Raw genomic sequence first — 19,870 nt, forward strand, 5'->3', positions numbered from 1 at the left:
GAAACAGGAAGAATACGCTTGATGTCAATCATAGGTCATTCCTGTGAAAAAACGTAACAAATCGAATGGACCATTGATTATAGGTTTGCTTATAGAAGATAATGGAAATGGTAGTAAGGAGTTCCGTCTCTATCCTATCAAGGCGAAGGATGGAAAAGGTTCATTTGACCGAAGCATTAAAAGACGTGTCAGGAAAGCTTGATGATGTTTTAACAGCTGCTCAATCACTTGAAGAATAAGAAGGAGTGAACGTATTGAGAAGATTTACGAAGAGCACGATAGGGTTCTTACTAGTCATTGGACTTGGCTATGCAGCAGGGACATCCATTTATGCCGGTTCGAATGAATCAGCGGAGAATGACTTGCCAAAGACGAAGGTGGATTATAAAGGAGAGCCCATTCAAATTTATATTGGGAATCCTGATGAGGAGAACAGCAAAGATATATCAGACTGGGCTGATGGGCTCTCTGAAAAGACCATTCAGAAGGCCTTGGAGGAGTTTGAGAAATCAACAGGCATTCCTCTGAATGAAATGGATGAGAAACAGGCAAATTGATTAATTCCTCTTTTAGAGCACTTAATGTAAAATGAATAGTACAGCTCGTTAGAAAGAGAGGAATGGAAAATGGAAGTTGTAAAGTCAGTAGAACAATTTAATGAACAAATCGCACAAGATCACTTAACAGTGGAAATCTTCACAACAACATGGTGTCCAGACTGCAAGCGTTTTGATATGTTTATAGATGAGATTGTGGCAGAACATCCAGATAAGAAATGGTATAAGGTTGATAAGGATGAATTTCCTGAACTAGCTGAGCAATACGATGTTATGGGGATTCCAAGTCTTCTCCTATACAAAAATGGAGAAAAAGTAGCGCATTTGCATAGTGCTCATGCGAAGACGCCTGATCAGGTTCGGGCATTTTTGAATGAATGGGCATGAAGAAATAGGAAAGCACAAGACCGTTTACGGTCTTGTGCTTTTTTAGGCTTCTTATTGTTTTATGGAGCTGGATTGCTTAGCTTCAGAAAGGAGTCTGAGAAAATGTGTCTCATCGAGCATTTTGATGGGGGAACCATTTTCCTGAAGTTCACGAGCCTTGATTTCCTTTGAGCTGATTCCTTTACCGCTGACTAATGCTTGATCCTGTGTTCCAATGATCAGGTAATCGGTCTTTTTACTAACACTTGATTTTAATATCCCTCCGAAATTGACAACCAACTGCATGGCTTCTATTCGTTCCATGGAATCTAGGTCGCCCGTGAATACGAAGGTCTTCCCATAAAGAAGATTGGACTCATCTGCTTCTTTCGTTGGTGTGACATCGCCTATTTTAATTGATTGAGAGAATTTTCTGCCCGCAGTTTTTTTCTCTTTACTGAATGAGTTCATTGGTTTCAGCTCGGATAATCGCTTAACTGGTAATGTTGGATGGGCATGCTGAAATTCTGTGAATGAATGCTGACCAGTGGCTTCCATGCTTTTAAGAACCAGCTCAGCACAGGCTCTCGCATCTGCTAAAGCATGATGATGCTCCTCTATCTGAATGCCAAAAAAATTTGTGCGCTCTTTTAAGGATTGCTTGACTCGCTCTCCCTTAATAGCACGATTGGAGATAGGGATACTGCAGCAATAGCTCATATCAGGTACTGGAATTTGGTATTCTTTCAGACAGGCTTTTAATACACTCATATCGAAATAGGCATTATGGGCAATAATCATTGTATCCGTAAAATCTGCCTTAATTATTTCCCATACATCCTTAAAAGAAGGTGCATGTGTGACATCATCAGCTGTAAGACCGTGCACTCGTATATGATTAGGATCGAAATTCATGATAGGCGGCCGGATTAGAAAATATTTTTCGTCTTTGATGGTTTGATTATCCACATAGACGATGCCAAGTGAGCAAGCGCTATTGGGATACCGATTGGCTGTTTCGAAATCAATCGCAATAAAATCCACGCAAATCCTCCTAGAGCTGTCACGCTAGACAGGTTTTTTAGATTATCTTCTATTATATCAGGTATTGGAAGAGAGAGAGTTTGGAGAGCTTGAAAATGAGTCTAGCTTTTCTTTCATATTATTGTACAATATATGAATGAAGAATCGATAAAATGAATAGTGGAGTAGTGATGGGTTTGGCGTCCAATCAGAATGATTGCTTAATAAAGGCTGTTCTTTTGGCCGGCAAAATTATGCTGGAAAATGGAGCGGAAACAAGCAGGGTAGAGGATACGATGGAAAGGATGATGTGCAAGGCACTCTGCAAAAACCAAAACGAGGAGACCTTCACCTACATAACCTTAAATGGGATTTTTGTCAAAACGGATATGCACAATACGAGTTTTGTCCGGATTGATAACCGTGATTACAATCTTGATAAAATCACCAAGGTAAATCAAATCTCTCGTTTCTTTACAGAAGACCTTTTGACTATTGAGGAAGTGTACGCAAGATTGCAGATGGTCGATAAAGAACAAATGGGCTATTCCCTCTTGATGAAATTTATTTTTACAGCCATTCTAAGCGGCAGTGTTATGCTGATCATGAATGGCACCTTCATTGATTTGCCAGCAAGCATGATTGGCGGATTAGTCTGTTATTTGGCTTATTTGCTTGCCTATCGGTACTTGAAAATTCCATTTATTACGGAATATATAGCAGCCTTTTTGGGCGGTCTGGCAGCTTTCATCGTCAATAGTATGGTGGGGAGCCACTTAAGTTCTGTCATGATCGGAACGGTGGCACCCCTTGTTCCTGGTATAGCCATTACGAATGCTATTAGGGACATTTTAGCGAAGCACTATATTTCGGGCTCCATCCGCATGGTAGAGGGAATCTTTATTGCCGGATCGATTGGCACAGGAATAGCAACCGTTTATTATATTTTCATACAGTAGGAGTCAAATAGGATGTCAAATCTCGTTTTTCATATGGTGTTTAGTTTTCTATCATCCATCTCATTTGCCATTATATGCAATGTACCAAAGAAGTCGATCCCGATGGGCGGGATTGTAGGTATGCTCGGCTGGATGGGATATGTTCTCTTAAGCATGAATGGGTACGGTGTATTCCCGGCAAGTGTGGTTTGCTCCTTGCTGCTGGCCTTTGCCGGGCAAATAGCCGCTAGAATTTTTAAAATGCCGTTGACCGTTTTTTATGTGCCAGGGTTGGTTCCAATCGTTCCTGGTATTTCGGCATTCCAGGCATTTAGACAATTGACCCTCCATGATTATGAGGCAGCAGCCACGGGTTTTTTGAATGTCGGATACTGTGCGGTTGGGATCGCCTGCGGCATTGTCATTTCAGATATGTTGTTCAGATCCATTCTCGGTCTGTATCGAATAGTGAAACGAAGAACAGCAGCTTAATAAACAAGAGAACAGCTTGAGCGGCCAGTTTGGAAACTCAAGCTGTTCATATGATAGCTGCTAGTTTTGCCCTTGTCTAAATAATTTACGAACCTTCTCAATCTCTTTTAATTCTTCCCAGCGTTCCTCTGCAACATATTCTTCTTTATCACATTTCGGACAATAGATTCCAACGATTAAATTACCTTCCCGGCCAATTCGATGCCATTCGTGAGTACATAATTTTTGTTTAACCAGCTTGTACAAACCCATCTTTACGTCTCCTTTAATCTTGTTTCTTCTCTGCCAAAATAGCAAGAAAGAAGGACCCTTGCCTCGTTCATGAATCTAGCACGCAAATTTGTGATGAAGCCATCTGCTATACTAATTTCATTAGTTGACTAGCGTTAGACATGAAAATCTGTTTTTCTATATATTGTAAATTATACAGAAAGATTGAAAGAAGAAAAGGGATGATTTTCCGTTATCTTGTCGAATTTAAAAAAATGTTTATGAAAACATAATCTAGGAAGTGAATGAGATGATAATTCGTCAGGCAAATAGCTCAGATGCGCCTTCGATTGCAAGGGTGAATGTGGAGAGCTGGCATTCAACGTATAAGGGAATCGTCCCAAAAAGATATCTGGAGGCCATGTCCGCTGAACAATATGCAAAAAAGTGGGGGAGAATCATTGAAAATCCAGCCTCCATTGTCCTGGTTGCAGAAATAGACAGCCAAGTAATCGGATACATAAGCGGTGGGATGGAACGAAGCGGAAAATTGCCTTATGAAGGAGAGCTTTATGCCATCTATCTCTTAAAAGAGCACCAAAGAAAAGGGATAGGGAAGAAGTTGGTTAAGAAATGGCTGGGAGAAATGAGGAAAGAAAAATTTCAGAATATGATGGTGTGGGTGATAGATGAAAATCCTTCAAAAAGGTTTTATGAAGCGATGGGTGGAAAGACCTTCATTCAGGAGAAGCTGCTTATTTCAGGTAAGGAACTGAAGGAGCTTGGTTATGGGTGGTCAAGCTTAGATGATGTACTTATATAGCCTGGAGCCCGCTATCGATCAGCGGGCTTCATCGGTTAGGCTGTTGGATGCAGATACCCTTTGATAATATCTGCTAAGCAATCGATGAATAGCGGGTCGTCATTGGCAGCACTTAAATAATGATAACTTTCACCGCCATTATCCAAGAACAATTGCTTGTTTTCATGCGCAAGCTCCTCAAGTGTTTCAAGGCAGTCAGCTGTGAAGCAGGGAGAGATGACATGGACATTCTTCACATCTGTACGGGCCAAATCTATTAATATTTCACTTGTCGAGGGTTCAAGCCATGGCTCTTGTCCAAATTTTGACTGATAGGAAATCATGAAATTTATACCCGGCATCCGATCCTTCAGCGCTTGTGCAGTCGTATGGCATCGATAAGGATAATCATCTCCTCCGAAAGTATATCGCTTAGGAATTCCGTGATAAGAAAGGAGAATCACATCTGGTTTTCCGTAGGCTTTCGCACCGTCTTCAATTCGTTTCTTTAGCAATTCAATCCATAATGGATGATTAGCAAAATCCCGCAAGAACACCACCTCAGGTATATCCCTCCACTTAGATATTTCCTTTGTCACATGATCCCACACGGAGGCTGTTGTGGTGGAAGAGTATTGTGGGAAAAGGGGCAGTATAATTAATTTTCTAACTCCCCATTTATGTAATTTTTCCAGCTCATCTGAGATAGAGGGGGTCCCATAATTCATGGCTAAAGATATTCTTGTATTCTTATCTAGGATTTTTTCTTCCAATGCTTCCCGTTGTTTCATGCTGTAATAAAGAAGTGGAGATCCCTCATCTGTCCAGATTTGTTGATAGACTGATTCATTTCTTTTTGACCTTGAAGGCAGAATAAAGCCGTGTAAGATAGGCATCCATTTCCATCTTGGCAGGTCGATGACGCGTCGATCTGAAAGAAATTGCTTTAAATAAGGTCTGATTGATGATGAGACTGGTTTGTCTGGTGTTCCTAAATTGACTAATAAGACAGCTTTCTTATCCATAAGCCAAACACCTCGCTAGAATATCAGTTTGATAATATTATTTTAGCATAATTGTTTCTACGGGCGCTAAAATAAGAAGTTTGAATGATGATTAAATAGGTAATTTTACCTATTTATGCGTTTTGCCTGTAAGGTGAAGGGTATACATAACATATAGGTATTTTATTTAAAACAGTAGGAATAAACAGGTGGAGAAAAACATATGGTCAAATAAGACCAGATAACTGGTGAATTAGAGGAAATCAGAACACGGGCAATCATTTGCGGGAAGGTGAAGCGAATGGCTGATACAAAAACAGAATTTTATATTGCGATGGATGGAAACATCGTCGCTCAATTGGAATTTGTCCCTTGTGTTAGGGAGCGCGATCATAAGGAGGTTATCTTGATTAATCACACACTTGTAGCCGACAAATATAGAGGCAGGGGGCTAGGGCGTGAATTAATCAATCGTGTAGTGAAATATGCTCGTGCAGAACAGATGCAAATCATTCCTGTTTGCCCGTTTGCGAAGATGATTTTGGAAAGTGATGCGAAATATAAGGATGTTTTGATAACAGGCTTTTAGGCTCCTATCTAGTTCGTAAGGATTAGATAGGGGTCTTTTTGTTTCGACAAAAAAGCTGAATAGTGGATATTCTCCTTTTCCCGTCGTATGATAAAAATATCGATTAGCATGATTGGGAAATGTACATAGGTCGTAGGAGGATGAAGAAGAAATGAAAGCAGTTGGTTTATCTGGGGCAATTATTGGTTCTAAAACAGCAAAATCAGTGGAAGAGGTTTTAGCAGCCATCAATCAATATGATGAGAATGTAGAGACGGAAATGGTTGATTTACGCGATTATGAGGTTGAATTTGTCCGCGGTATCCCCTTCGCAGAATATAATCAAGACACACAGGATGTTGTAAACAAGATTAATGAAGCAGATGTGCTCGTGATAGGAACACCGATTTATCAAGCTTCCATCCCTGGTGTTCTAAAGAATGTCTTTGATCATCTCGCACCGAATTGCTTTAAAGGGAAAGTAGCGGGAATCGTGACAAACGGGGGATCAGAAAAGCATTTTCTTATGAGTGAATATCAACTAAAGCCTATTCTTTCTTATTTCAAAGCTATTTTGCCATTGAATAATGTATTCTTGCATACCTCTTGCTTTGGACCGAATAATGAAATCATCAATGTGGAAGAAAAAGAACGAATTGTAAAGCTGGCGAAGGAGCTAATTGATTTAAAGAAATTGTATTAGAACGGTGCTAACACTCGAAAAATAATAGTGAGATAGCGGGAAAAAACTTGGTGTGCACAACCAAGTTTTTTTGCTGGCGGCAATGAATGAATGGCGCTTTATTTTGAACAGCGGAGTAAACGTTAGCCTTGCTGCTGTTTGCTCATTTGAGCTTCATTTTCATGCGCAGCTGTTCGTAATCGCAGGATTAATGATGTTCGCCGTTTATTGAAATCATTCATCGAAATCGTATGAAAGTCATAATAGTTTTGATAATTGATTCGCAGTTCATTCATTATTTGGTTGTACATTTTGTTTGAACGCAAATCATTCACCTTCCTCACGATATTTTGTATATTAATATAATATCATAAATAATTATGGGATTCATCACAAATTTTAAAACATGCAAATATTTCTGATAATTATATTTTTTTCGCTAATCCTTTGATATTCTAAAAAAAAACACAGAGCCATATTGAAATGCACCCTTATTAGACATATAGTGGGGCAATCGGTTTGGACTCTGTGTTTTTCTTTATTATTCAGCTGGCAAACTGGCTGTTATAAAGGTCGGCGTAAAAGCCATTTTGGGCCAGAAGATCATCATGTGTCCCTTGTTCGATTACCGTTCCTTTATTCATGACCAATATAAGGTCGGCATCCTTAATGGTGGACAATCGATGGGCAATGACAAAGCTTGTCCGGTCTTCCATCAGTCGATTCATGGCTCTTTGGATAAAGAGTTCAGTTCTTGTATCCACACTGGAAGTGGCTTCATCTAGAATAAGAATGGCCGGGTTGGCGAGAATGGCCCTGGCTATCGTAAGCAGTTGTTTTTGTCCCTGTGAAATATTGGTGGCTTCCTCATTTAAAACGGTCTCAAATCCCTCTGGAAGAGTACGGATGAAATGGTCGGCATGAGCGGCTTTAGCCGCCTCGATGATTTCCTCATCTGTGGCACCGATTCGGCCATATGCGATATTCTCAGCAATCGTTCCGTTGAAAAGCCATGTATCTTGGAGAACCATTCCAAATAGGCTGTGAAGTTCGGAACGTTTCATATCCTTAATATTGACACCGTCAATTCGTATCGCACCGCCTTGAATTTCATAAAAACGCATCAATAAATTGATGAGGGTTGTCTTTCCAGCGCCGGTTGGTCCGACAATAGCAACCTTCTGCCCCGGTGTAACGGTAATATTCATGTTCTTAATGAGCAAATGATCAGATTTATACCCGAAATCAACATTCTCGAATGTCACATATCCCTTAGGATGCTCGAGAGAAATTGGTTTTTCTGATTCTGCCTCTTCTTCTTGTTCGTCTAACAGCTCAAATACTCTTTCAGCCGATGCAATCGTTGATTGAAGGATGTTGGCGATGTTGGCTGTTTGCGTGATGGGCTGAGAGAATTGACGCGCGTATTGAATGAATGCCTGGATGTCACCAACGGTTATTCTGCCGTTAGCTACGAAGACACCGCCAACGACACAGATTAGGACATAACCAAGATTATTGACAAACTGCATGAGCGGCATAATAGCGCCTGAAATGAATTGAGCTTTCCATGAGGATTGATAGAGCTGCTCATTGATTTCGTCAAATTCTTCAATAGCCTTTTGTTCCTGGCCAAATGCTTTGACAACCTCATGTCCGGTATAGATTTCTTCAACATGCCCATTTAGTTGTCCAAGAACCTTCTGCTGGGCTCCAAAATAGCCTTGTGACTTTTTGGCGACAAGTACGGCAATAATCCCGCTCAGCGGCAGTGTCAGCAGTAAAATGAGGGTCATCGTTACACTGATTGAGAGCATCATGATAATCACACCAATGATGGTGACCACACTCGTAATAATCTGCGTTAAGCTTTGCTGGAGGGTTGTACTGATATTATCTACATCATTGACGACACGGCTTAATGTTTCTCCTGTTGTCGTGCTGTCAAAGTACTTTAATGGAAGTCGGCTGATTTTTGCCTCAGCTTCTTTCCGCAGCTGGAATACAGTTTTTTGGGCAACGCTTGCCATGATGAAACCTTGTATGAAGGTGAAAAGGGAACTAAATAAATAGAGAAAGCCTAATAGGACGAGAATGCGGGCTATATAGTTGAAATCAATTCCAGCACCCGGGACTCCGTTCATTTTCAATACAATACCCTCAAAGATCTTTGTAGTCGCCTTACCAAGGATTTTTGGTCCGATAATCGTAAAGAGTGTACTGAGAACAGCTGTACCGAAAACAGCTGCAAGCCTCCATTTATATGGAGCTAAATAGCCAATCAATCGCTTGAACGTCCCTTTGAAGTCCTTCGCCTTCTGAATGGGTGCACCGGGTCCTCCCCGCGGGCCAAAGCTTGGATTTGCTTGACGTTTAGTCATCTTGCTCATGCTATCTCCTCCTCAGATAACTGGGATTTGACGATTTCTTGATAGGTTTTATTTGTATGCAGCAGCTCCTCATGTGTCCCAATGCCCATCACGTTACCTTCGTCCAGCACAATAATGCGATCTGCATCCATTACAGTGGATACACGCTGAGCAACGAGCAGTACAGTAGAATGTTCCGTGACTTCTTTTAAAGCTTTACGAAGTTTGGCATCTGTTTTGAAATCAAGTGCAGAGAAGCTGTCATCGAAAAGGTAGATCTCAGGATTTCTGACAAGAGCCCTTGCAATCGATAAACGTTGTTTTTGCCCGCCAGACACATTGGTGCCTCCTTGTGAAATCGGACTATCAAATCCCTCGTTCATTGCGGTGATAAAGTCATAGGCTTGAGCTACCTTTGCGGCATGAATGACGTCTTCATCGGCAGCCATCTCATTGCCAAACCGGATGTTATCCTTGACAGTGCCTGTGAAAAGGACAGCTTTTTGCGGGACAAGTCCGATTTTGTTCCGCAGGGCATCCAACGGATAATCCTTTACCGGTACACCATCAATAAGGATGGAACCTTGAGTTGGTTCATAAAAGCGCGGGATTAATTTCAGCAGCGAGGATTTACCTGAGCCGGTGCCCCCGATGATAGCCGTTACTTCACCCGGGAAAGCCTTGAAGGAAAGATTCTTTAAGGCTGGTTTTTCCGCACCGGGATAATAGAAGCTGACATCTTTAAACTCGATGGTGCCTAGCATGCTGCTATCATGAGCTGAGGGGGTTTCCTGGATGCTTGGGTGAATGGCAAGCACTTCATTGATCCTTGCGGCAGATGCAGATGCCCGGGGGATCAAGACAAACATCATGGAAAGCATAATCATGGAGAACATAATTTGCATGGCATATTGCATAAAAGCCATGAGATCTCCGACCATCATATCCCCTGCATTAATCCTTACTGCACCAAACCAAACAATGGCGATTGTTGTAAAGTTCATGACAAGCATCATAAAGGGCATAAGGACGGCAATTAACTTGTTAACCTTAATGGTTGTGTCGCGCAAAAGGGCATTTACCTGCCCAAAACGCTGCTTTTCGTAATCAATGCGATTAAAGGAACGGATAACCCGTACTCCTGTAAGTCCCTCTCTCAGCACTCGATTTACTGCATCTAACCGTACCTGTACCTTTTTAAAGAGCGGGACCCCCCGCCAAATGACAAGGGCGATACCAATAATCAGGATGGGAACAGAGACAACGATAACGATGGAGAGTCCGGGGTTAACGGAGACAGCCATGATAATACCGCCAATAGCCATTAACGGAGCGGAAATCATCATGCGAAGCAACATATTTAAGACGACCTGGATTTGGATGATATCGTTGGTCGTCCTTGTGATCAAGGAAGCGGTCCCGACAGTTCCAAATTCATGCAAAGAAAATCCTTCTATATGGGTAAACACCTTAGAGCGCAGCATTTTCCCGAAAGACATGGCAATCCTTGCGCTGAAATAACTGGCACTGACAGAACAAATGGTTCCAGCGAGCGCGACAGCAATCATGAGGCCCCCGATCTTCCAGATGAAGGGGATATCATGCTTCACTACACCAGTATCAATAATTTTGGCCATTAATGTGGGTAGGTAAAGCTCGGCCATGGATTGGATAAATACGAGCCCAATAACGAAAGCAATGGGGCCTTTAAATGAAGTCAAATAACGAAATAATTTCCGCACCTCTCTCAGCTCCCTATTGATAATGGCAGTTCGTCCCAATCGTTTAAGACGAACTGCTTCAGAGTATAGTCAGTTTGTGCAGGATACGAGCCTGGTATCCTGAAAAAAAGAAGCTGGTCAGGATTGGCATAAAGCAGTCGATTTCGTCTATTAAGAGGTATAATGATTGAAGAAGAATGGTTGAGTTTTTTAGTCTTTGGAAAGAAAGGAGAAATAAATATACGTGAAAAAGGAAAAGAGCTATAAAGGAAATTATCGCCGTTTCGTCCGGCTGATTCATCAATCTAATCCATCATATAGTCAACTAGGGATTGCTCTCCTATTGAGCATCATGACGACCATTGTGGGATTAACCATCCCTATCCTGACGAAGAACCTTGTCGACGGCTTCAGTATGTCGTCTCTATCAAAAGTTCAGGTTATCGGAATTATCGCCGTTTTCCTCATTCAAGCAATCCTGAATGCGTATTCGACCTATGTGCTTGGTCTCAATGGGCAAAGGATTATCGCTGGCTTAAGAGAACTTCTTTACCAAAAATTAATGAGGCTGCCCGTATCCTTCTCAGACAAGGTAGGTTCAGGCGAGATGATCAGCCGAATGACAAATGATACGATGGTCGTTAAAGAATTGATTACAACTCATTTAATTGGAGCTGTAACAGGGATTATTTCTGTCCTTGGGTCCATTATCATTTTATTTGTCATGAACTGGAGACTGACCTTATTAATCTTTATTGTATTCCCTATTGCAGCTGCTATTTTGATTCCCATTGGAAGATTTATGCTTCGAATCTCTAAGGAAACGCAAAAAGAGACGGGTATTTTTACAGGAGTATTGAATGAGGTTCTGCCAGAGATAAAGCTAGTGAAGGCATCAAACGCTGAAAGGGTCGAAATAGAGCGGGGAAAGAAAGGAATCAAACGGCTGTTCAATCTTGGGAAAAAGGAGGCTAAGGTTCTTGCCCTTGTATCACCGATTATTACGCTTGTTTTAATGGCCGCATTGGTCGGTGTTATTGGTTACGGGGGGATGCAGGTCTCCAGCGGATTGATTACGGCAGGTTCATTGGTCGCTTTTATTTTGTATTTGTTTCAGATCATTATGCCAATGGGGCAAATTACGACCTTCTTTACTCAATTACAGAAATCCATTGGTGCCACAAGCCGAATTATCGAAATCTTAAATGAAGAAGAGGAAGCACTGACGGAAGGGTTAGAACTGAAAAAGGCTGATCGAACCATTACTCTTCAGAATATTTCCTTTGGGTATTCAGAAGAGGAACCTATTTTACAAAACATTGATGCATCTGTTGAAGCAGGAAAAGTTACGGCTATCGTAGGGCCCAGCGGGAGCGGAAAAACGACACTTTTCAAATTGCTGGAGCGATATTATCAGCCTTCAAAGGGTGAGATTCTTATCGGTGATCATTTGATTACGGATTATTCTCTTCATTCGTGGAGAAGTCATATTGGCTATGTATCCCAGGAAAGTCCGCTTCTTGGCGGGACCATTCGTGATAATATTTGCTATGGTGTTGATCGTGCGGTCGATAATGAGGAGCTGGTCAATGTGGCAAGGATGGCCAATGCTTTAGGGTTTATTGAGGAGCTTCCTCTTCAATTCGATACAGAGGTTGGTGAACGAGGGCTGAAGCTTTCTGGGGGACAGAGGCAAAGAATTGCGATTGCCAGAGCGCTTCTTCGCAATCCAAGCCTCTTGATGCTTGATGAAGCGACGTCCAGCCTGGACAGTGAATCCGAACAGCTGGTTCAGCAAGCGTTGGAGAAGCTAATGGAGGGCCGGACAACGGTGATTATTGCCCATCGTCTTTCGACCGTGATAGATGCAGATAAACTCATCTTTCTCGAGAAGGGGCGGATAACAGGAATGGGAACCCATCGTGAACTAATGGAAACTCATGAGCTTTATCGTAAATTTGCCAATAGACAGTTTAAGTTGAATGATGAGTTGAATGAAAAAAAGCTCTAATCTACCTAGTGGCGGATTAGAGCTTTTTTCATTTCTTAATGGGCAGGGAACCAAATTAATTGAATGATGAATAAAATACCAAACACATAGATGAGCGGTGGTACTTCTCTTCCTTTTCCACCGAACAATTTAAGTAATGGATAAAGGATAAACCCAAATGCGATTCCAGTTGAAATGCTTGAGGTTAAAGGCATAGCTAAGATAATGAGAAAAGCGGTAAAGGCTTCGTCAAATTCAGCCCAGTTAATCTTCGCAAGGCTACCCATCATGAAGCAGCCGACAATAATTAAGACGGGTGACGTGATGGCAGCTAAGCTAGAAATAGCTGAAATAAATGGCGAGAAGAACATAGCCACAACAAACAGGCAAGCAACTGTAACAGCTGTTAATCCAGTTCGTCCACCTGCAGCAACACCCGCAGAGGATTCAACATAGGCTGTTGAAGGACTTGTACCAAATGCTGCTCCAAGCGTAGTGGCAATGGAATCGCCAAGGAAGGCCTGCTTTGCTCGCGGCAGATTTCCGTCCTTCATGAGTCCCGCTTGTTCAGATACGGCTACCATTGTTCCTGTCGTATCAAAGATGGTAACAAGCAAGAAGGAGAAGACGACAGAATACAAACCATTTGAGAATACCCCAGCCAAATCCATATCAAAGAATACGGGCATAGGAGGCAGGGAAGGAATCAAATCAGATCCAGTCAGGTTCAGCATACCAGTAAAATAACCAATTACAGCCGTGATGATCATTCCGATAAAGAGAGCTCCTGGGACTTTTCGGACCATAAGAAGCAGCGTAATCAACAATCCAGCGATGGTTAAGAGCGGCATAGGTGCTGTTAAATCGCCAAGGCCGACCAAGTTACTTTCGTTAGCAACAAAAATCTGTGCTTGTCGCAGTCCTAAGAAAGCAATGAATAACCCAATCCCAGCAGAAATTCCATATTTAATGGATGGAGGAATGGAAAGGATAATCAGCTCCCGCAGTCGGCTGAAGCTAAGCAGTAAAAAGAGGATACCAGCAATAAATACTGTTCCAAGGATGATTTGATAGCTTAATCCGTTTGTTCCAGCTACTGTGGCAAAGTAGGCGTTCAACCCCATGCCTGGTGCAATAGCAATTGGATATTTGGCGAATAAACCCATAATGAGCGTACCGGCAACAGCTGAAATGATCGTTGCCATAAATACTTGCTCAAACGGAATCCCGGAAGCGGATAAAATCGCCGGGTTAACAATGATAATATAGACCATCGTGAAGAATGTGGTAATTCCTGCCAAAATTTCCGTTTTCACAGATGTTTGATGTTTTGAAAGTGAAAAGAATTGTTCAAGCAAAATGGAAACCTCCAAATATAATTTCGTCAAACACGAACGTTTGTGACGACCCTTAATATATTATTCGCTATTGGGGGAAATTTCAACCCAGAATAGAAGAAAAACACCTTGAGAATATATTTCCAGTAGCAACGTAGATATATACAGGTTATTATTTTTTTCCAATTATGGTTAATGGATTCATTCAGTACTACTTTTAAAAACACACGATATATATTATAGTAAGAAAGTATAGAGGGAATAAGTTAGAGGTGATTTGCCATAAGAATGTTAATATTGGAGGATGAGCCAGTAGCACGAACGGTTCTGAAAAAAAGACTCGAACTTCAAGGATACAAGGTGGATGATTTTGATGATCCTGAAGAAGCAATCAAGGCTTGTGAGGAACATGACTATGACCTTTTAATATTTGACATCACTATTCACGGGGCTATCATAGATGGACTCGAAGCAGCCTCCATTATTAGAAGCAAGAAAAATATCCCATTTATTCTTGTGACGGGCGCAGATTCATCGGATGCTAGGTTAAGAGGTCTACAAGAGGGGGCTCTCCTTTATTTCACGAAACCATTCAGTTATAAAGAACTAGTCTTAAACATTAAGAATTTGATGGATAATACAGTGAGAAAGAGCCACGAATACATACATGCTGGTCATAAAATTGAACCGTTAAAGGGGACTATCACCTTGAAGGATGGTTCAATTGAGTCACTATCCAAGATTCCAATGCAAGTATTAACGTATCTCCTTGACCATAAGCATCAAATTGTCACGAAGAAAGAATTATGGGAAGCCATTTGGTCCGAACATGGTGAAATGAGTGAGGATATTATTAATACAACCATCAATCGAATTAGACGAAAGCTTGGCAGGGAATTCATCAGCACTATCAAAAATGTCGGCTATGAGATTCGGGAATATTAAGGTGGTTTATGCCTTTTAAGATGGATAAGCATACATGAGCAGTATAGATTGCTTTCAAGTGCTTATATAACAATCAAACGGCTTGTTCTAACAATTTTGTTAGTATCCCAAAATCGCAAAAACATTATGCTAATATAGAGAAGTGAAATTTATGAAGTAATGTTTTAGAGGTGATTTTGATGGAAAAACACATAACCAGCACAGGTTTGAAAAGTATGATCGGCATTGAAATTTTAAAAGCGGAACGAATGGTTGACCACTCCATTACATCGGATGTCTATCAACGGAAAATTAAAGAATACAAAAGAGCCAAGCAATTGAAGAGGCTGCTGCAGGAATTTGACAAAGGACAAGAGTATGTAGCTAGAGAATATGAACAGCTTTCAGGAAGAGAAGTAATGCTGTAAATGAATAATAATCTTTCTATATATTTTAGCAAACCCCCTTGGGAATAAGGAATCTATTCTTTAACCAAGGGGGTTTTTGTGTGTGATTTATACAATGAGACAGAGGGTGCCTGCCGTAATAACTAGACCGCCAATTATTGTATTCCTTGAAAGCTTTTCCTTTAATAGAAGGACGCCAAGAATGATTGTTAATACTGTACTGAATTTATCAATAGGTGCAACGATGGATACTTTACCAATCGAAATAGCCCCGAAATAGCATAACCATGATAAACCCGTTGCAGCACCTGACAGGATGAGGAAAAGGAAAGACTTCTTAGAGACAGTCTTCAGCTCTCGGTAAGTCCCCTGCCAGAAGACAATGCCCCATGCAAAGAACAGAATGACAATCGTCCGAATAAATGTCGCTAGATTTGAATCGACATTCTCAATCCCAATCTTGGCCAGTATACTTGTCAAGGCAGCAAAAACCGCAGACAACAACGCAAGAAATATGTATGACTGCTTCAAATGCCCTTTCTTTTTGGCCGTTTTTGTTTTTCCAATTAAGATGAAGGTTCCTGCACTAATCAGCAAGCCTCCTATGACGACCATCGGAGTCAGCGGCTCTCTAAGGATGATAAAGGAAAGGATTATCGTTAAGACGATACTTGATTTATCGATTGGCACCACCTTGGAGACATCCCCTAGCTGGATAGCCTTAAAGAAGCATAGCCATGATAAGCCTGTCGTCAAGCCTGAGAGAACAATGAAAATCCATGACTTGATTGATATGGAACCTATTGTATGCCAAGTGTCCGTAATGAGAACCACAATGGCAGCCATGATGAGGACAACGATTGTCCGGATGGCTGTCCCTAAATTGGAATCCACATTTGTTATCCCGATTTTGGCGAGAATGGAGGTTAATGCGGCAAAGATTGCTGCCAGGAGGGCGAGTATAATAGTCATCTTTGAATCATCTCTTTTTCTTTTGATTTGCCCATATGTTCTACTGAATACTATACAGGATACAATCCAAGAAGTGCAAAGGGGTCCAATGGCAGTAACATACAAAGGGTCAAAATACACGGGGAACATCCAGAATAATCCACCCCTTTTGTGAAAACTTTCTTAATATGTAAAAAAAAGCACGAATCATGTTTATCCAATTTCTGTGAGGGGAACTGAAAACTGATGTTTACTTTTCAAAGGGGGAATATTAGTGGATCGATCAAAAGATGAAATGAATCAGAAACAACATTCAGATGCGCCAGAAAACCGCGAAGAAGATGTGCTGACTAATCGTCAGGGTCATAAGATTACCGATAATCAAAATGTCCGGACGGTTGGAAACCGCGGACCGATGACGTTGGAGAACTATCATTTCCTGGAGAAAATCTCTCACTTTGATAGAGAACGGATTCCCGAGCGCGTCGTTCATGCAAGAGGAGCTGGAGCTTATGGATATTTTGAGGCTTATGGAAAAGTGGGGGATGAGCCTGTCTCAAAATATACTCGGGCCAAGCTGTTCCAGGAGGCTGGGAAGAAAACACCTGTCTTTGTCCGTTTCTCCACAGTAACTGGTGCACGTGAATCGAGCGAAACAGCCCGTGATCCGCGCGGATTTGCGGTTAAATTCTATACAGAGGATGGAAACTGGGATCTGGTTGGGAATAACCTGAAAATATTCTTTATCCGCGATCCGCTCAAATTCCCTGATATGGTCCATGCCTTTAAGCCAGATCCAGTCAATAACCTCATGCATCCAGAGGGCATGTTTGACTTCTTCTCGAAATCACCAGAAAGCATCCATATGGCTACATTCCTGCACTCTCCTTGGGGAATACCCGCGAATTACAGACAGATGCAGGGTTCAGGTGTTAATACGTACAAATGGGTAAACAAAGAAGGGGAAGCCGTTCTTGTTAAATATCACTGGGAGCCAAAGCAAGGGATTAAAAACCTTACACAGGCAGAGGCAGAGAAAATCCAAGCCACGAATGTTGCTCATGCGACACAGGATTTGTATGAGGCTATTGAGCGAGGAGATTACCCGGAATGGGAACTTTGCATGCAAATCATGAGTGATGATGAGCATCCAGAACTGGATTTCGATCCGCTTGACCCGACAAAATTATGGCCGCAGGATCAATTCCCATTCCTCCCGGTTGGAAGAATGGTCTTGGACCGCAACCCAGTTAACTATTTTGCTGAGGTAGAGCAGGCTGCATTTGGTACAGGGGTGCTTGTTGATGGACTCGACTTCTCAGACGATAAACTCCTGCAAGGCCGGACCTTCTCGTACTCTGATACCCAGCGTTACCGTGTAGGATCTAATTATCTTCAATTGCCGGTGAATGCTCCGAAAACAAAGGTAAGGACGAATCAATCAGACGGTCAGATGGCCTACTCAGTTGATTTTGCGAGTGAATCCAACCCGCATGTCAATTATGAGCCGACCAATCTTGGCGGTTTCGCTGAAGCGGAGAAAGATGGAAAAGACCATGAACCGCATTATAATGATCGTCTAGTCAGACAGAAAATTGAGCGTGCCAATGATTATAAGCAGGCAGGAGAAACATACCGAAACTTTGAAGATTGGGAAAAGGATGACCTCATCAATAACTTGGTCAATGCCCTTAAGGTATGTGCCCCAATCATTCAAGAAAAAATGATTGAACACTTTACGAAGGCAGATGAAGAATATGGACGCCGAGTAAAGGAAGGGCTTGCAAATGTCTTAGAGGAAATGGAACAGGAGAATGTTACGAGCTCCCCGCGGGCTGATGAAGCGGTCAAAAAAGCTGAAGACATGGGTCATGATGCTGAACCTTATTAAACAAAAGAAAGACTCTGCGAGTTCGCAGAGTCTTTTCTTATTCATTCAGCTTCTTTAACGGGCTGACAGCTGGTCCTTCAATGACTTCACCATTTGTATCAAAACGTGAGCCATGGCATGGGCAATCCCATGAACGTTCGCCGCTGTTCCATCTTACCTCGCAGCCCAAATGGGTACAGGTTGTATCTAGTATACAGAGATTCCCCTCTTTATCCCTGTAGGCACCTGCTTTCTTGCCTTTAAACTTAACATGGCCGCCTTCCTCAGGCTTCAATTCATCGAGATCTACTTCATTAGGATTGATTTTCCCTTTGATTAATTCCTTGGCAACATTTGAATTTTCTTTTATGAAGGTAGATACGCTTGCTAGATTCGTCTCGGAACGGCTAGGTGAGAAGAGGTCGGCATATGGATTCTCCTTACCGGTAATTAAATCACTAAGAATTAAAGCTGCGGCAGCTCCGTTAGACATGCCCCATTTGGCAAAACCTGTCGCAACATATAGATGATTCTTTGAGTCAGAGTAGGCGCCAATATACGGGATTTTGTCTAACGTGACTAGGTCCTGTGCTGACCATCTGTATGGGTACTCCTTGACCGTGTAATAGTTATCCGTAAAGTCTTGCAGAGCGGTGAAATAAGCTTGTTCGTCCTCAGACTGACCTGTTTTATGGCTTTCTCCGCCGATTAGAAGCAGCTTTTGCCCATTATAGTCTGTGTAACGGAGGGAACGAGTCGGTTTATCTGCACTGATATACATACCATCGGGAATATTCTCCTCGGTGGCAGCTGCGATGATATAGGAGCGAAGCGGATGCAGCCTTGAAAAGTAAAGTCCCTTCATATCATAGAAAGGATAATGGGTGGCGATAATGATGGCCTTCCCGCTGATTTGATGTCCATTTTCGAGCACGGCATGATGACCTGAATCATCCTCTTTTATGTCTTTAACAGGTGAACGCTCATAAATGATTCCGCCCATTTGCTCAAATGAAACGAAAAGATTGCTCAATAGCTTGAGCGGGTGAAATTGAGCTTGACCATTCATAGAGACCGCTGATTTGATTGGGAAGGGTAAGGGCAATTCAGTATGAAAGGCTCCATCTATACCAAGCTTTTCATATGCCTTGAATTCGGCTTTGATTTTGTCAGCATATTCATCTGTCGATGCATACGTATAAGCGGTTTGTTCGGAGAAATCACAAGCGATGTCTTCTGTATGCACAATATTTTTGAGGTAGTTTACACCATCCATATTAGCTTGATAGTATAGCCTTGCCGTTTCTTCACCATGCTTTTTGATGAGTTCATCATAGAAGAGACCATGCTGAGCTGAGATTTTTGCTGTTGTGTGACCTGTCGTTCCATAAAGAATACGATCAGCTTCAAGCAGAATGACCTTTCTGCCCCTTTTTGCCAGCTCATAAGCTGACAGAACGCCGACGATTCCGGCTCCAATAATGACAATCTCTGTTTCCTCATCCTTAACCGCCTGCTGATAGACAGGGGATTCCTTGCGATCAATATAATCCGTCCAATAAGATTTTGACTCTGTTGGGATTTTTGTCATAATGCACCTCCGGTTTTCCAATATAGTTTATACATACCCGTGATTTTCTAAAACAATCTATCACTCAT

The 19,870-nt window shown here is 41.8% G+C and carries 21 protein-coding genes; 12 read left to right on the top strand and 9 right to left on the bottom strand.

Annotated features, from left to right (window positions below; genetic code table 11):
* Positions 1-101 precede the first annotated feature (101 nt).
* From ACY8DX_RS08105 to ACY8DX_RS08115, 3 genes are all read left to right on the top strand, one after another.
* Positions 102-239: a hypothetical protein gene (locus ACY8DX_RS08105; RefSeq protein WP_462406522.1), complete on the top strand. Its 138-nt coding sequence runs from the start codon at positions 102-104 to the stop codon at positions 237-239.
* A 15-nt stretch (positions 240-254) separates the two neighbouring features.
* On the top strand, positions 255-557 hold the full coding sequence (locus ACY8DX_RS08110) for a hypothetical protein (protein ID WP_462406523.1): 303 nt from the start codon (positions 255-257) through the stop codon (positions 555-557).
* 69 nt (positions 558-626) lie between these two features.
* Positions 627-944 (top strand): thioredoxin family protein, encoded by a 318-nt coding sequence (locus tag ACY8DX_RS08115; RefSeq protein ID WP_049671324.1) that lies wholly within the window; start codon positions 627-629, stop codon positions 942-944.
* A 51-nt stretch (positions 945-995) separates the two neighbouring features.
* On the opposite strand, the gene ACY8DX_RS08120 is transcribed toward ACY8DX_RS08115, so the two are convergent.
* Entirely contained in the window at positions 996-1,967 is a 972-nt protein-coding gene (locus ACY8DX_RS08120; protein WP_049671323.1) for an exonuclease domain-containing protein, read from the bottom strand.
* Between the two features lie 152 nt (positions 1,968-2,119).
* Here ACY8DX_RS08120 and ACY8DX_RS08125 point away from each other — a divergent pair, with 152 nt between their 5' ends.
* Complete coding sequence (locus ACY8DX_RS08125; protein WP_231589525.1) at positions 2,120-2,905, top strand: threonine/serine exporter family protein; 786 nt, start codon at positions 2,120-2,122, stop codon at positions 2,903-2,905.
* Between the two features lie 12 nt (positions 2,906-2,917).
* Complete coding sequence (locus tag ACY8DX_RS08130) at positions 2,918-3,376, top strand: threonine/serine exporter family protein (protein ID WP_049671321.1); 459 nt, start codon at positions 2,918-2,920, stop codon at positions 3,374-3,376.
* Between the two features lie 60 nt (positions 3,377-3,436).
* Here ACY8DX_RS08130 and ACY8DX_RS08135 read toward each other — a convergent pair whose 3' ends face one another.
* Positions 3,437-3,628: a hypothetical protein gene (locus ACY8DX_RS08135; RefSeq protein WP_049671320.1), complete on the bottom strand. Its 192-nt coding sequence runs from the start codon at positions 3,626-3,628 to the stop codon at positions 3,437-3,439.
* 268 nt (positions 3,629-3,896) lie between these two features.
* Between ACY8DX_RS08135 and ACY8DX_RS08140 the strand changes: the two genes are divergently transcribed.
* Entirely contained in the window at positions 3,897-4,409 is a 513-nt protein-coding gene (locus tag ACY8DX_RS08140; protein WP_049671319.1) for a GNAT family N-acetyltransferase, read from the top strand.
* A 35-nt stretch (positions 4,410-4,444) separates the two neighbouring features.
* Here the strand turns inward: ACY8DX_RS08140 and hemH are convergent, their stop codons facing one another.
* Entirely contained in the window at positions 4,445-5,413 is a 969-nt protein-coding gene (gene hemH, locus ACY8DX_RS08145) for a ferrochelatase (RefSeq protein ID WP_049671318.1), read from the bottom strand.
* Between the two features lie 280 nt (positions 5,414-5,693).
* On the opposite strand from hemH, the gene ACY8DX_RS08150 reads away from it, so the two are divergent.
* Entirely contained in the window at positions 5,694-5,981 is a 288-nt protein-coding gene (locus ACY8DX_RS08150; RefSeq protein ID WP_053103758.1) for a GNAT family N-acetyltransferase, read from the top strand.
* 151 nt (positions 5,982-6,132) lie between these two features.
* Positions 6,133-6,663 (top strand): NADPH-dependent FMN reductase, encoded by a 531-nt coding sequence (locus ACY8DX_RS08155; RefSeq protein ID WP_049671317.1) that lies wholly within the window; start codon positions 6,133-6,135, stop codon positions 6,661-6,663.
* A gap of 122 nt (positions 6,664-6,785) precedes the next feature.
* Here ACY8DX_RS08155 and ACY8DX_RS08160 read toward each other — a convergent pair whose 3' ends face one another.
* The 3 genes from ACY8DX_RS08160 to ACY8DX_RS08170 form a co-directional block, all read right to left on the bottom strand.
* Complete coding sequence (locus tag ACY8DX_RS08160; RefSeq protein ID WP_462406524.1) at positions 6,786-6,938, bottom strand: hypothetical protein; 153 nt, start codon at positions 6,936-6,938, stop codon at positions 6,786-6,788.
* 249 nt (positions 6,939-7,187) lie between these two features.
* Positions 7,188-9,032 (bottom strand): ABC transporter ATP-binding protein, encoded by a 1,845-nt coding sequence (locus tag ACY8DX_RS08165; protein WP_049671315.1) that lies wholly within the window; start codon positions 9,030-9,032, stop codon positions 7,188-7,190.
* Positions 9,029-10,753 carry an ABC transporter ATP-binding protein gene (locus ACY8DX_RS08170; protein WP_049671314.1) on the bottom strand — a complete coding sequence of 575 codons (1,725 nt, stop codon included), beginning with the start codon at positions 10,751-10,753 and terminating at the stop codon, positions 9,029-9,031. The genes ACY8DX_RS08165 and ACY8DX_RS08170 overlap by 4 nt, the downstream gene beginning before the upstream one ends.
* Before the next feature lie 223 nt (positions 10,754-10,976).
* On the opposite strand from ACY8DX_RS08170, the gene ACY8DX_RS08175 reads away from it, so the two are divergent.
* Complete coding sequence (locus tag ACY8DX_RS08175) at positions 10,977-12,743, top strand: ABC transporter ATP-binding protein (protein WP_462406525.1); 1,767 nt, start codon at positions 10,977-10,979, stop codon at positions 12,741-12,743.
* Between the two features lie 35 nt (positions 12,744-12,778).
* Here ACY8DX_RS08175 and ACY8DX_RS08180 read toward each other — a convergent pair whose 3' ends face one another.
* Positions 12,779-14,080, bottom strand: coding sequence for an NCS2 family permease (locus tag ACY8DX_RS08180; protein WP_462406526.1), 1,302 nt, complete (start codon positions 14,078-14,080; stop codon positions 12,779-12,781).
* A 267-nt stretch (positions 14,081-14,347) separates the two neighbouring features.
* Between ACY8DX_RS08180 and ACY8DX_RS08185 the strand changes: the two genes are divergently transcribed.
* A complete protein-coding gene (locus ACY8DX_RS08185; protein WP_049671311.1) occupies positions 14,348-15,004 on the top strand; it encodes a response regulator transcription factor in 657 nt (218 codons plus the stop codon).
* A gap of 179 nt (positions 15,005-15,183) precedes the next feature.
* A complete protein-coding gene (locus ACY8DX_RS08190; RefSeq protein WP_462406527.1) occupies positions 15,184-15,411 on the top strand; it encodes a hypothetical protein in 228 nt (75 codons plus the stop codon).
* Between the two features lie 87 nt (positions 15,412-15,498).
* Here the strand turns inward: ACY8DX_RS08190 and ACY8DX_RS08195 are convergent, their stop codons facing one another.
* Entirely contained in the window at positions 15,499-16,362 is an 864-nt protein-coding gene (locus tag ACY8DX_RS08195) for an EamA family transporter (RefSeq protein WP_049671309.1), read from the bottom strand.
* 274 nt (positions 16,363-16,636) lie between these two features.
* Between ACY8DX_RS08195 and ACY8DX_RS08200 the strand changes: the two genes are divergently transcribed.
* The gene (locus tag ACY8DX_RS08200) at positions 16,637-18,232 is read left to right on the top strand and encodes a catalase (protein WP_462406912.1); all 1,596 of its coding nucleotides are present in this window, start codon (positions 16,637-16,639) and stop codon (positions 18,230-18,232) included.
* Between the two features lie 37 nt (positions 18,233-18,269).
* Here ACY8DX_RS08200 and ACY8DX_RS08205 read toward each other — a convergent pair whose 3' ends face one another.
* Positions 18,270-19,802: an FAD-dependent oxidoreductase gene (locus ACY8DX_RS08205; protein ID WP_462406528.1), complete on the bottom strand. Its 1,533-nt coding sequence runs from the start codon at positions 19,800-19,802 to the stop codon at positions 18,270-18,272.
* Between the last annotated feature and the right edge of the window lie 68 nt (positions 19,803-19,870).

Source organism: Gracilibacillus sp. Marseille-QA3620, assembly GCF_054950035.1.